At 61.1% G+C, this 12,332-nt stretch carries 10 protein-coding genes, 1 tRNA gene and 1 pseudogene; 6 read left to right on the top strand and 6 right to left on the bottom strand.

Annotation, left to right across the window (positions count from 1 at the left end; translation table 11 throughout):
• The first annotated feature begins 157 nt into the window (after nucleotides 1-157).
• Nucleotides 158-601: a host attachment family protein gene (locus tag QTL96_RS21595; protein ID WP_047513517.1), complete on the top strand. Its 444-nt coding sequence runs from the start codon at nucleotides 158-160 to the stop codon at nucleotides 599-601.
• A 59-nt stretch (nucleotides 602-660) separates the two neighbouring features.
• On the opposite strand, the gene QTL96_RS21600 is transcribed toward QTL96_RS21595, so the two are convergent.
• On the bottom strand, nucleotides 661-993 hold the full coding sequence (locus tag QTL96_RS21600) for a hypothetical protein (protein ID WP_026283067.1): 333 nt from the start codon (nucleotides 991-993) through the stop codon (nucleotides 661-663).
• 347 nt (nucleotides 994-1,340) lie between these two features.
• Here QTL96_RS21600 and QTL96_RS21605 point away from each other — a divergent pair, with 347 nt between their 5' ends.
• On the top strand, nucleotides 1,341-1,772 hold the full coding sequence (locus QTL96_RS21605) for a glyoxalase superfamily protein (RefSeq protein WP_289729121.1): 432 nt from the start codon (nucleotides 1,341-1,343) through the stop codon (nucleotides 1,770-1,772).
• 65 nt (nucleotides 1,773-1,837) lie between these two features.
• On the opposite strand, the gene iolB is transcribed toward QTL96_RS21605, so the two are convergent.
• On the bottom strand, nucleotides 1,838-2,635 hold the full coding sequence (iolB, locus tag QTL96_RS21610) for a 5-deoxy-glucuronate isomerase (protein WP_289729122.1): 798 nt from the start codon (nucleotides 2,633-2,635) through the stop codon (nucleotides 1,838-1,840).
• On the opposite strand from iolB, the pseudogene QTL96_RS21615 reads away from it, so the two are divergent.
• A pseudogene (locus tag QTL96_RS21615) lies at nucleotides 2,585-2,791 on the top strand (hypothetical protein); the annotation flags it as partial. The gene iolB and the pseudogene QTL96_RS21615 sit on opposite strands and share 51 nt — an antisense overlap.
• A gap of 40 nt (nucleotides 2,792-2,831) precedes the next feature.
• On the opposite strand, the gene iolE reads toward QTL96_RS21615, so the two are convergent.
• The 4 genes from iolE to QTL96_RS21635 all read right to left on the bottom strand — a co-directional run bounded on the left by iolE (nucleotide 2,832) and on the right by QTL96_RS21635 (nucleotide 8,921).
• Nucleotides 2,832-3,752 carry a myo-inosose-2 dehydratase gene (iolE, locus tag QTL96_RS21620; protein ID WP_289729123.1) on the bottom strand — a complete coding sequence of 307 codons (921 nt, stop codon included), beginning with the start codon at nucleotides 3,750-3,752 and terminating at the stop codon, nucleotides 2,832-2,834.
• A gap of 210 nt (nucleotides 3,753-3,962) precedes the next feature.
• The gene (gene iolD, locus QTL96_RS21625; RefSeq protein ID WP_289729124.1) at nucleotides 3,963-5,813 is read right to left on the bottom strand and encodes a 3D-(3,5/4)-trihydroxycyclohexane-1,2-dione acylhydrolase (decyclizing); all 1,851 of its coding nucleotides are present in this window, start codon (nucleotides 5,811-5,813) and stop codon (nucleotides 3,963-3,965) included.
• 199 nt (nucleotides 5,814-6,012) lie between these two features.
• Nucleotides 6,013-7,950, bottom strand: coding sequence for a 5-dehydro-2-deoxygluconokinase (iolC, locus tag QTL96_RS21630; protein ID WP_289729125.1), 1,938 nt, complete (start codon nucleotides 7,948-7,950; stop codon nucleotides 6,013-6,015).
• Nucleotides 7,951-8,045: 95 nt separating this feature from the next.
• Nucleotides 8,046-8,921 carry a MurR/RpiR family transcriptional regulator gene (locus tag QTL96_RS21635; RefSeq protein ID WP_289729126.1) on the bottom strand — a complete coding sequence of 292 codons (876 nt, stop codon included), beginning with the start codon at nucleotides 8,919-8,921 and terminating at the stop codon, nucleotides 8,046-8,048.
• Between the two features lie 199 nt (nucleotides 8,922-9,120).
• On the opposite strand from QTL96_RS21635, the gene QTL96_RS21640 reads away from it, so the two are divergent.
• The 3 genes from QTL96_RS21640 to QTL96_RS21650 all read left to right on the top strand — a co-directional run bounded on the left by QTL96_RS21640 (nucleotide 9,121) and on the right by QTL96_RS21650 (nucleotide 11,703).
• Nucleotides 9,121-10,236, top strand: a complete 1,116-nt coding sequence (locus tag QTL96_RS21640) for a Gfo/Idh/MocA family oxidoreductase (protein WP_289729127.1) — start codon at nucleotides 9,121-9,123, stop codon at nucleotides 10,234-10,236.
• Between the two features lie 78 nt (nucleotides 10,237-10,314).
• The gene (locus tag QTL96_RS21645) at nucleotides 10,315-11,532 is read left to right on the top strand and encodes an FAD-dependent oxidoreductase (protein WP_289729128.1); all 1,218 of its coding nucleotides are present in this window, start codon (nucleotides 10,315-10,317) and stop codon (nucleotides 11,530-11,532) included.
• A gap of 81 nt (nucleotides 11,533-11,613) precedes the next feature.
• Nucleotides 11,614-11,703 (top strand) — tRNA-Ser (locus tag QTL96_RS21650).
• The last annotated feature ends 629 nt before the right edge of the window (nucleotides 11,704-12,332 follow it).

Below are 12,332 nucleotides of genomic sequence, written 5' to 3' on the forward strand. Positions count from 1 at the left end.
CTGTACGTCCTCTACACGGATTGGATTGCCCATCGCGCGAATTCCACAAATCGTTGAACTCTTTACGACCCCGGGCGTTTGCCTCCTGTTAACGAGCACAGATTTGTGCTCCCGAGTGCGAACTTCGCGCTCAAGATAGAAGATCAAGGAGACTGATATGGCTGACATCAGAGTGCCGCGAAATTCCTGGGTTGTGGTGTGCGACGGAGGCAAGGCTCTGATTATGCAGAATGACGGCGACGTTAGCGGCGTCGATCTCAAGGTCAGGGAAACCCTGGCGCAACCAAACGAGCCCGATCGCGAAATCGGCACCGATAAGCCCGGTCGCGCGCACAATGCGGATGGCCGTGGCAGCGCGGTCGAGGAACTCGATTGGCACGATCAGGCCGAGGCCGAATTCCTGAAGCAGATCGCGTTCAAGCTGGATGACCTGATCATCGAGAAGGATGCGACCAACATCGTGCTGGTGGCGCCGCCGCGCGCGCTCGGAACGCTTCGTTCCAACCTCAGCGTCGAGGCGCAGGCCATTATCTCGGCCGAAATTCCCAAGGATTACACGAACCTGCCGATCGATCAGATCGAGCGGCGTTTGGCGGCCTGACGATATCAGGCGAAGCCGGAGCGGGCGCAAGCCCGCTCTTTTTCTATGGGTTACTGGTTCTAGTTTTCGAAGCTCAGGCGCAGAACGTGGTGCAGGAATTCCGGATTGATCAGCATATTGAAGCTGATCGTCGCAAGGTCGCCCTCGCGCTTCACCAGCGTCGCACCGATCTCATCCTGAATGCCGAGAATTTCCAGGAAGAAATGGTTCGGCATCTCAATTGACGCATTCACTTCGAGCGTTGCGCCGGCGAGCGTGATGCTGCGGATCAGGCAACGGAGTTGGGTAGCGGTGCTGAGGTGATGGCCGACGAAAATGATCTTGCCGGGGCGATCGAGCGCGAATTCCCGGTAAGCCTGCTCCGGTTCGGGATGTGCAGTATCGAGGTGCATCTGAAAGGCCATGGTCGCCTCCGCTGGTTGTCTGGTTTCAATCTAGGGCAAGTGTGCTGAATAGTTCTGAAAAAGATCTTTAAAACTAGATGCTTATGTAGATTGCGGCGTTCAAAAGTCCCATTTTTAGGCAGCATTCGTCAGTTTTGCCGGAAATTTGCGCAGGTTGACAGATGCGCGTCCCTGCCTCATACCGAAAACCGGTTAGAGACGCCTGCCGCTCGCGGATGAAAATCCATGGTGAAGATCTCCTGCAATGAACGGTCACAGCCCCTTGTGCATGCTGACTGGTGGCAATGCGAGCTCCCAACTGCTTCGAACAGCATGCCTTTTTGAAAGGCTGAACCATGAACTATCCTTCGATCGACGATCTGAAGGCCCAGGCAAAGCGATTACGTGGCGCCATGGAATCCAGCGGCACGCCGATAACGCATAGCGCGGCTCTGGAGTTGATCGCCAGCCAGCACGGCGTCCGCGACTGGAACACGCTGTCGGCGCTGGCAAACCGACCCAACACGACGCCGCTTGCCGCACTCACCGTTGGCGCGCGCGTCAGCGGCCGCTATCTCAACCAGCCGTTCACGGGCAAGATCCTGGCGCTTGCCGAACAATCCGGCGGCCTGCACAAGCTGACGCTTCATTTCGACGAGCCCGTCGATGTCGTCACCTTCGAGAGCTTCTCGGCCTTTCGCCAGCGGGTCAACGCGCAGGTCGACGAGAACGGCGTATCCCCGCGCAAGACCTCGAACGGCCTGCCGCAGCTGGTGCTCGATATCTGATGTCGGGTGGCTGAAACGAAAAGCCGCGCTGTCGAGGCGCGGCTTTTGTTGTCATGCTTGCGGTCTCAGGCCTTGAGCAGCCATTCATGCTCCGGCGCGTTGTAGAACTTCCAGACACGCTTCGGCCCGGCCATCACGTTGAGATAGTAGAGATCGTAGCCGTGCGTGGCAGCGCAGGGGTGATACCCCTTCGGCACCAGCGTCACGTCGCCATCCTCAAGCACCATCGCCTCGTCCAGCGATCGGTCGTCGGTATAGACGCGCTGGAAGCCGAAACCCTGTGGTGGGTTCAGGCGGTGGTAATAGGTTTCCTCGAGGAAGCTCTCGTTCGGCAGGTTGTCCTGGTCGTGCTTGTGCGGCGGGTAGGAGGAGGTATGCCCGCCCGGCGTGATCACCTCGACGACGAGCAGCGAATAGGCCGATGCGTCATCCTCGGGCATGATGTTGTTGACGTAGCGCACATTGGTACCCTTGCCGCGCGTCAGCGCCGGATGCGTGCCCGGCGGGATCGCCTTCGCCTCATAGGCACCGCCGCCCGGCGCCGAGCAGACCGCCAGCTCCAGATCGGTCTCTGCCGTCACCGACCATGCCGATTCCATCGGGATATAAAGCGCATGCGGTGCCCCATCGAACGGGCTCATCCGCTCGCCGAGCGTGCCGAAATCCCTGGTGCCGGCGCTGGCCTTGCCCTTGCCGCTCACCCAGACGAGGCACACTTCTCGTTCGCCGGTTTCGCCGGACACGGTCTCGCCGGGCGTCAGCCGGTGCATGTCGAAGCCGACATAGGTCCAGCCGGCGCTCTCGGGCGTCACATGGGTGACGCGGCCGTGCGTGCCTGTTGGTTTGACTTTGAGCTTTGGCATTCGTTTCTCCTCGATATCTTTGTGGGTGCGGCCCCCTCATCCGACCCTTCGGGCCACCTTCTCCCCGTTGGGGAGAAGGGGAGGTTGAGCGAGCTGCCCGCTACGAGTCTCTTCTCCCCAGCGGGGAGAAGGTGGCGGCAGCCGGATGAGGGGGCCAATTGCTCCAGCGTTCTCAAGTGTTTTCGCCCTGAGGCCCTTAAGCCCCCTTCGGAAACCCTTCCGTCTCCACCGTATACCCGGCAGCCGTCATCACCCGCATCAGCTCGGCGTGACCGATCTCCGCCATTTTCTGCGGCGGCGCCTTGCGTGGGTCCTGCTCGGCCTCGACGACGAACCAGCCCTCATAGCCGTAATCCGCGAAACGCTTCACGATCGCGCCGAAATCGAGAGACCCGTCCCCCGGAACCGTGAAGGCGCCGAGCGCCACCGCATCGAGGAAGGACTGCTTACTGCGGTCGAGCCCGTCGACCACCGCCTTGCGGATGTCCTTGACGTGGACGTGGTTGATGCGGGCGTGGTGATTGTCGATCGCGCGCAGCACGTCGCCGCCGGCAAAGGCGAGGTGGCCGGCGTCGAGCAGCAGCGGAATGCCGGCGCCCGAGTTGCGCATGAAGGCGTCGAGCTCCGGCTCGGTCTCGACCACCGCCGCCATGTGATGGTGATAGGAGAGCGGCATGCCCTGTTCGGCACACCATTCGCCAAACTGCGTGACCTTGCGGGCATAGGCCTTCATCTCGTCGTCGGAGAGTTTCGGCTTGGTGGCAAGCGGCTTGGAACGGTCGCCCTGGATCGAGCGGCCGACCTCGCCATAGACGATGCAGGGCGCATTGACCGCCTTGAAGAGCTCGATCATTGGCTGGATGCGATCCTTGTTGGCCGCAAGCTCCTCGTCGACGAGCGTGCCGGAAAACCATCCCCCGCACAGCGTCACGTCGGCGGCCTTCAGGATCGGCAGCATTTCCCGCGGATTATTCGGGAACCGGCGTCCCTGTTCCATGCCGGTAAAGCCGGCGCCGCGCGATTGGCGCAGGCATTCCTCAAGCGATACGTCGTCGCTGAGCTCAGGAAGATCGTCGTTCCACCACGCGATGGGCGACATGCCAAGTTTGGCTTTCATTGTTGTTTCTCCTCGTCATTCTCTAAAATCGGCGAGCGCGGCGCCCTCATCCCAGGTGCAACTTGTTGCACCTGAACCCTACGGGCACCTTCTCCCCGCTGGGGAGAAGGGAAGATGAAGCGAGCGCCCACCACGAATCTCTTCTCCCCAACGGGGAGAAGGTGGCGGCAGCCGGATGAGGGGGCGCCGCACTCTAATGTCTGTTAAGCGTCACCCAATCCGCTGCGCCTCTCGCGCCTTCACGTAATTGGCGCGCGCCTTGTTGACCTCCTCGCGCGAACTGACCTCCGGCACAGCCACATCCCACCAGTGCCCGCCGGCCTCAGTCGTGATCAACGGATCCGTATCGATGACGAACACCGAGGTCCGGTCGTTCTTCTTCGAATCGATGATCGCCTGCTCAAGCTCGGCGATCGAAGACACCTTGACCGCGATCGCCCCCATGCTTTCGGCATGCGCGCGGAAGTCGATGTCAGGCATCACCTCGTGATAGGAGTCCTTCAAGAGGTTGTTGAAGTTCGCGCCGCCGGTGCCCATCTGCAGCCGGTTGATGCAGCCGTAGCCGCGGTTATCTAGGAGCACGATGTTGAGCTTGAGGCCCAGCATCACCGAGGTCGCGAGCTCGGAGTTCAGCATCATGTAGGAGCCGTCGCCGACCATGACGACGACATCCTTGTCGGGATGCGCCATCTTGGCGCCGAGGCCGCCCGCGATCTCGTAGCCCATGCAGGAGAAGCCATATTCCATGTGGTAGCTGCCGGGCACGGTGGCCGGCCACAGCTTGTGCAGTTCGCCAGGCAGGCCGCCCGCCGCGCAAAGCGCGATCGCATTCTCGCCGCCGATGGTGCGTGTGACCGCGCCGATCACCTGGGCGTCGGAGGGCAGCGCAGCGTTTGTGGTCGCCATCGCCTTGGCGGCGGCTTCCATCCAGATCTTCTTTTCCTTCTCGGCCTTCGCCGCCAGAGCAGCCGGAGCCTTCCAGCCCGAGAGACCCGCGGAGATCGCCTTCAACCCTTCGCGCGCATCCGCCACCAGGGGAAGCCCGTCATGCTTGACGGCGTCGTAGGCAGCGATGTTGAGGCCGAGGATGGAGAGCTTCTCATTCTTGAAAAGCGCCCACGAACCGGTGGTGAAGTCCTGGCAGCGCGTGCCGACGGCAATCAACAGGTCTGTCTCCTCGGCGATCGCGTTGGCCGCCGATGTGCCGGTGACCCCGACCGAGCCGAGCGCCAGCGGATGCCGCTCGTCGATCGCCGACTTGCCGGCCTGCGTGACGACAACGGGAATGCCATGCGCATCCGCGAAATCCGTGAGTTCCTTCGTCGCCTGCGAATAGAGCACACCGCCGCCGGCGATAATCACGGGCTTTTCGGATTTCTTGATCAGCGCGATGGCGTTCGCCAGTTCGTCCGCATCGGGGCGAGGGCGCCGCGTGGTCCAGATGCGCTCCTCGAAGAAGCTCTCCGGATAGTCGAAGGCTTCCGCCTGAACATCCTGGCAAAGCGACAGTGTCACCGGGCCGCAATCATAAGGATCGGTCAGCACCTGCATGGCGCGCTTCAGCGCCGAAATGATCTGTTCCGGCCGGGTGATACGGTCGAAATAGCGCGAGACCGGACGGAAGGCGTCGTTGGCCGAAACCGTGCCGTCGCCAAAATCCTCGATCTGCTGCAGCACCGGATCCGGCGCGCGGTTGGCGAAGACGTCGCCGGGCAGGAAGAGCACGGGAATGCGGTTGACATGCGCCACGCCCGCCGCCGTCACCATGTTGAGCGCGCCGGGGCCGATCGATGTCGTGCAGGCCATGAAGCGCTGGCGGAAGCTCGCCTTGGCATAGGCAATCGCCGCATGCGCCATGCCTTGCTCGTTATGCGCTCGATACGTCGGCAGCTCGCCGCGCACCTGATAGAGCGCTTCGCCGATGCCGGCGACATTGCCATGGCCGAAGATCGCCCAGACGCCGCCGAAGATCGGCACCGTCTTGCCGTCGATGACGGTCATCTGTTTCTTCAGAAAGTGGGTGATGGCCTGCGCCATCGTCAATCGTACAGTCTTGCCCATAGGGCTCCTCCCGCAATTCTCGTATCCGTTTTTCCCCTCCCCAACCCCTCCCCACAAGGGGGAGGGGCTAACCTGTGGCTCTCGCCTCATGACCTTTCAACGTCTCGTCCTCGGAGACGATGAGAGTTGAAGCAGGCGGTGCCCCAAGTTAAAGCCCCGCCCCCTTGTGGGGAGGGGTTGGGGAGGGGTCTATTCGTAATTAAGAACCGAGCCCGCGTGTTTTCAACCACGCCTTGGTCAGTTCACGGAAGCGTCCGGCCATATCCGATATCGCCTGCTCGTCATTGATCGTGCCCGACAGCCAGGCCCGCGCCGCCTCCGAAAAAATCGTGCGTCCCACGGCAAAGCCCTTGACCGAAGGTGCTGCCAGCGTCGCCTCGAAGCCCTTCACCAGCTCGTCCGCCGGCGCCTCCAGCCCGAGCAGCACGATGCCGCGGCACCATGGGTCGTTCTTTGCGATGACGGCGTCGATCTTCTTCCACGCCGCGCTCGATGCCTGCGGTTCCAGCTTCCACCAATCCGGCTTGATGCCGAGCGCATAGAGCTCTTCCATCGCCGTCGAGATGGTGTCGTCGGTGAGCGGCCCGTTCTTGCTGGCGATGATCTCGACCAAAAGCTCGCGGCCCACCTTGCGTGCAGCCTCGAATAGCGTCCGCAGCTTCTCCTGCTGTTCGCTCTTCAGCTCCGCCGGATCGTCGGGATGATAGAAGCACAGGCACTTGATGCAATGATCGAGCGGCCATTCGACAAGCTGCGAGCCGATATCCTGGCTGAACTCGAAGCGCAGCGGCTTAGAGCCGGGCAGCTCGACCGGCCGCCCGATCCAGGCGAAACTCTTGGTCGCCGCGTCGAAGAAGGCATCGCGCCCGAAGCGCTCGTCGATCAGCATCCCATAGCCGCTGCGGCCATCGGCGACACGCGCGGCAGCTTCCACCGCCAGCCGCTTGAAAGCGACGATCTGCTTGTAGTCGACACCGAGTTCGTCGCAGACGCTTGTAAGCTGCGAGCGATGATCGATGGCGAGCGCCATGAGCAGGGGGATGTCGCCCTTGCGGTTCGAGGCCCAGTGAATGTGGTTGATCGCCTCGTCCTTGCGCAGCGCCCGATGCTTGCTGCCGTTCTTCAGGAAGAAATCGAGTTCCGCCCATGTCGGATATTCCGGCGAGCAGAGCAGGCGGGACACCGCGAAGGCACCGCAGGCATTCGCCCAGGTGGCGCAGGTCTTCAGCGGCTCGTCCTTCAGCCATCCCCGCAGGAAGCCGGACATGAAGGCATCGCCGGCGCCGAGCACGTTGAACACCTCGATCGGGAAACCTTCGCCGACGATGCCGGCTTCGAGATCGTCCGAGATCGGCCCGTCATAGACGATGCAGCCCATCGCGCCACGCTTCAAGACGATGGTCGCAGGCGACAGGCGACGAATCTCCTTCAGTGCGCCAAGCACGTCGTCGGCACCGGATGCGATCAGGATTTCCTCCTCCGTACCGATGATGAGATCGCAATCCGGCAGCGTCTCCTTCATCTTCGAAGATACGCGGTCCGACTTCACATAGCGCTCAAACCCTTCCGCATGGCCGGCAAGACCCCATAGGTTCGGGCGATAATCAATGTCGAAGATCACCTTGCGGCCGTTGGCCTTGGCGATACGGATCGCCTTGCGCTGCGCAGCTTCCGTGTTCGGCCGCGAGAAATGCGTTCCCGATACCAGCACCGCGCGCGAGGACTTTATATAGGTCTCGTCGATATCGCCTTCCTCAAGCGCCATGTCGGCGCAGTCGGAGCGATAAAAGATCATCGGCGACACGCCTTCGGCCTCCACTGCCAGAAGCACCAGCGCCGTCAGGCGCTCCTTGTCGGTGACGATGCCGTCTGTCGAAACGCCCTCACGTGCCGATTGCTCGCGAATGAAACGGCCCATCTGCTCATCGCCGACGCGGGTGATCAAGCCCGACTTCAGGCCGAGGCGCGCCGTGCCGATTGCGATATTCGCCGGGCAGCCGCCGACAGACTTGGCGAAGGATGCGATGTTTTCGAGTTTGGAACCGATCTGCTGGCCATAGAGATCGACCGACGAGCGGCCGATGGTGATCACATCAAGCGACAGCCCCGGCTGTGTGCCCGGATTTGGTTCTGCCATCATGTCCTCCCGATCATTTTCAATCCGGCGTGGATGTCCGCCGGTGATATCAATCGATGAAACATCGGTTCCGATTTAATGTCAATTCAGAATGTTTATTCCATTTTTGCTTTTTTGGATTTTGGCTGCCCCAGCTTTCGCCGCCGCTCGGCGATCGCCACCGGCAGCGCCATGGTCAGCGCCATCGAGGCCGAAAGCGAACGGAAGCCGGCAAAGTCGGCCTCCGCCACTTCGAACCAGCAGGCGGCGCTGGTGGCGAGTGGCGAGAACGCCGAATCGGTGATGACGACAACCGGCACGCCGCGCTCCTTCAACATCTCCGCCTGGCCGAGGCTCTCTGCGGCATAGGGCGAAAAACTCGCCGCGATCGCCGCATCCTTCGGCGTTGCGAACTGGACGGTCTCGGCATCGACCCCATTGGGGGACGCGACGATCTGGTGGCGGATATTGAGCTTCGAGAAGGCGTAACTCATATGCGCTGTCAGCGGATAGGAGCGGCGCTTGGCGATCAGATAAATGGTATCGGCCGCCGCCAGAATATCGACGGCCTTGCTGAAAGTCTCCGACTGAACGGTCGCCGCCAGCCGGTTGATGGATTGACCGGCGGCCGAAATGAAGCCGGAAAGCAGATTGGCGTCCTCGTCCTCGCCACCCGATTGCTCCAGCGTCACCAGCCGCTCTTCGTAAGTCAGCGTCCGGTCGCGAAGCCGCTCGCGAAAAATGCTCTGCAGGTCCGAAAAGCCCTCATATCCCAGGTGATGTGCAAGCCGCACCAGCGTCGATGGCTGAACCTCGGAAGCAGACGCGATGCTTGCCGTCGTGCCGAAGGCGATCTCGTCGGGATTGGCCAGCGCAAAGGCCGCGACCTGCGCCAGCCGCTTCGGCATGGTCGCCTTGCGCTCGATGATCGTGCTGCGCAGGCTCTCGAAATCCCTGGGAACGCGGGAGGGGGCCTTGGGGTCGTTGTCCATGTGCTGATCCGAAAATGAAACGTATATTCCAGTTTCCCGACCATAGATGATTTCCATTCCCCGGCATATTTGTTTTTTATTCTGGGAATATCGAGCCATTTCCGCTGTTTGATGGCTTTCACCCGCTTCTTGGCTCGCCAGCCCGTCTTGTCAAAATGGTCCAAGCATTCCAAAATCATGATCGGAGCGGGAGGATATCATGAAGTCACTGGGCGTCGGCTTGATCGGCACGGGCTATATGGGCAAGTGCCATGCGCTTGCATGGAATGCGGTCAAGACCGTCTTCGGCGATGTCGAGCGTCCCCGCCTCGTGCATCTCGCCGAGGCGAACAAGGACCTTGCCGATGCGCGCGCCTCGGAATTCGGCTTTGAAAAGGCGACCGCAGACTGGCGCCAGTTGATCGCCGACCCCGATGTCGATGTCGTCTCGGTCACCACACCGAACCAATTCCATCCCGAAATGGCGATTGCGGCGCTTGAAGCGGGCAAGCACGTCTGGTGTGAAAAGCCGATGGCGCCGACCTTTGCTGATGCCGAGCGCATGCTGGATGCCGCAAGGCGCGCCGGCAAGGTGGCCGTGCTCGGCTACAACTATATCCAGAACCCTATTATCCGCCACATCAAGGCGCTGATCGGCGAGGGCGCCATCGGCCAGGTCAATCATATCCGCGTCGAGATGGACGAGGACTTCATGGCCGATCCGGATGCACTCTTCTATTGGAAGAGCGAATTGTCCGCCGGCTACGGCGCGCTCGACGATTTCGCGGTGCACCCCCTGTCCTTGCTTTGGTATCTCTTCGGTCATGTCGAGGCCGTGGTGACCGACATGGTCAAGCCCTATGCCGATCGCCCCATGAAGGACGGTGGTCGGCGACCGGTCGAGAATCACGACGCGGCCAACGTGCTGATGCGTCTTGGCGGCGGCATCTCCGCCGTGTTGATGGCCAACCGCGCCGCCTGGGGTCGAAAGGGGCGCATAGTCCTGCAGATATTCGGCTCGAAAGGTGCGATCACCTTCGATCAGGAGCGCATGAATGAATTCGAGCTCTACCAGGCCGATGGTCGCGGCAGCGAGCAGGGCTTCCGCAAGATCCTGGCCGCCCCCGCCCACCATCCCTATGACCGGTTCATCCCCGCGCCGGGCCACGGCCTCGGCTTCAACGATCTGAAGATCATCGAATGCCGCGAACTCATTCGTGCGATTTCCGGTGAGCCGTCGGTGATCGTCACATTCGAAGACGGTCTTAGGATAGAAAAGTCTGTTCACGCCATGGCAGAGTCCTATCACCAGCGCCGCTGGATCGAGATCGCCTGACGGCGCTCCGCTCCGGTTGACGACGCAAGGGGCAGGGGATAGGCCTTTGCTCGATACAGTGAATGCGGGAGTGATATCGTGACGGACAGATTGGTGATTATCGGCGCAGGTCAGGCAGGCTTTGCAATGGCGGCCAAGCTGCGCGCGCTCAAGGATACCAGGCCCATCACCATTCTTGGCGCCGAGGATGTGCTGCCTTACCAGCGCCCGCCGCTCACCAAGAAGTACCTGCTCGGCCAAATGAGCTTCGACCGCCTGCTGTTTCGCCCCGAGCAGTGGTTCACCGACAACGATGTCGAGATTCGCCTCTCCACATGGGTCGAGCAGATCAAGCGCGACAAGAAGCAGGTCGTCCTCCAGGATGGCTCCACCATCGACTACGGCACACTGGCGCTGACGACGGGCTCGACGCCGCGTGGCCTGCCGGCCGCGATCGGTGGCGATCTCGAGGGTGTTTATGTCGCCCGCGACAAGCGCGATGCCGATCTTCTGGCCGCCGAAATGCGCCCCGGCCGCCGCGTCCTTATTATAGGCGGCGGTTATATCGGCCTCGAGGCTGCCGCCGTTGCGCGGCATTTGGGCCTTGAAGTCACGGTCATCGAAATGGCCGACCGCATTCTCCAGCGCGTCGCCGCCAAGGAGACGGCGGATATCATGCGCGTCATCCACGAAGAGCATGACGTGCAGATTCGCGAAAAGACCGGCCTCAAGCATCTGATCGGCCGCGACGGCAAGCTCGTCGGCGCCGAACTCTCCGACGGCTCGATCATCGACATCGATTTTGCCATCGTCGGCATCGGCGTTACGCCGAACGACCAGCTCGCCAAGGAATCGGGCCTCGAAGTCGCGAATGGCATCGTCGTCGATGAATTCGCGCGCACCTCCGACCCGTCGATCTTTGCGGCCGGCGATTGCGCGGCTCTTCCCTGGCAGGGTGGGCGCATCCGTCTCGAATCGGTGCAGAACGCCGTCGACCAGGCCGACGCGGCCGCCGCCGTCATCGCCGGCGGCAGCGCACCCTATGAGCCGAAGCCCTGGTTCTGGTCCGATCAATATGATGTGAAACTCCAGATCGCCGGTTTCAATCTCGGCTACGACGAAACGCTTCTGCGCCCCGGCGCTCGCGAAGGCGCGCATTCGATCTGGTACTTCAAATCCGGCAAGTTCATCGCCGTCGATGCGATCAATGATGCCAAGGCCTATGTCAGCGGCAAGAAGATGCTGGAACTTGGCATAAACCCCGACAAGTCCATCCTCGCCGATGGGTCTGCGGATCTGAAGCAATTGCTGGCTTAGAAATAAGCCGGCTTTTCTTCAGGGGCAAAGCCGAAAAAGCGCTTGCGTCCCCCAGCGAATGACTCTATCAGGCTTTCGACCGGAGAGGTGGCCGAGTGGTCGAAGGCGCTCCCCTGCTAAGGGAGTATACCCGAGAGGGTATCGTGGGTTCGAATCCCATCTTCTCCGCCATCATCCCAATGTCCGATCCGGACACACTGTTGCCGCTCCCTAGCCCAGCGATTTTCCAAGCAGACATTTCAGTGATTTTTGCATCGAACATATGTGTTCATGCGAGCGCGTCTTTGCGCGCGGCGGACCTTGTCATCATCGACATGACACGACGATGACAGCACCGCGTAGAATCGCTTTGAGAATCATCCGACGCTTCACAAGCGATTCCACCAGCCGTATTCGCCGATCTGTCACGCGGCTTATTTGTTCGCCTGCTAAAATCCTTGGCTATCCCACCGAATCCGGCCGGAAAACGGTACCAATGTGGCACATCGCCGGGTTCCGCCGTGCTGTCGCTTGGCACTAAACCCCCGCAAAACCAGGGCTTTCTTAACGAAGTATAAAGAAACGGAATGGCCGCATGTCGTATTTGTGACCTTTCAGCAACAGCGCATACGGAAGGCTGTCGTAAATCCCCCAATCGCACAAGTTGGTGATTGCGTGACAGGCCGGGTCTTGTATTTTCAACTTCGGAAGCGAGGGCGGTTGATCGTCCGACTTCTTGAAACACGGTGACGGGGCAGGGAACGCTGCCAAAACGGCGAAAACCCGGATCCGATCGAAACTTTGAATTGGAGGTCAATATG

The organism is Rhizobium sp. S163, from assembly GCF_030380805.1.
Lineage (GTDB): Bacteria > Pseudomonadota > Alphaproteobacteria > Rhizobiales > Rhizobiaceae > Rhizobium.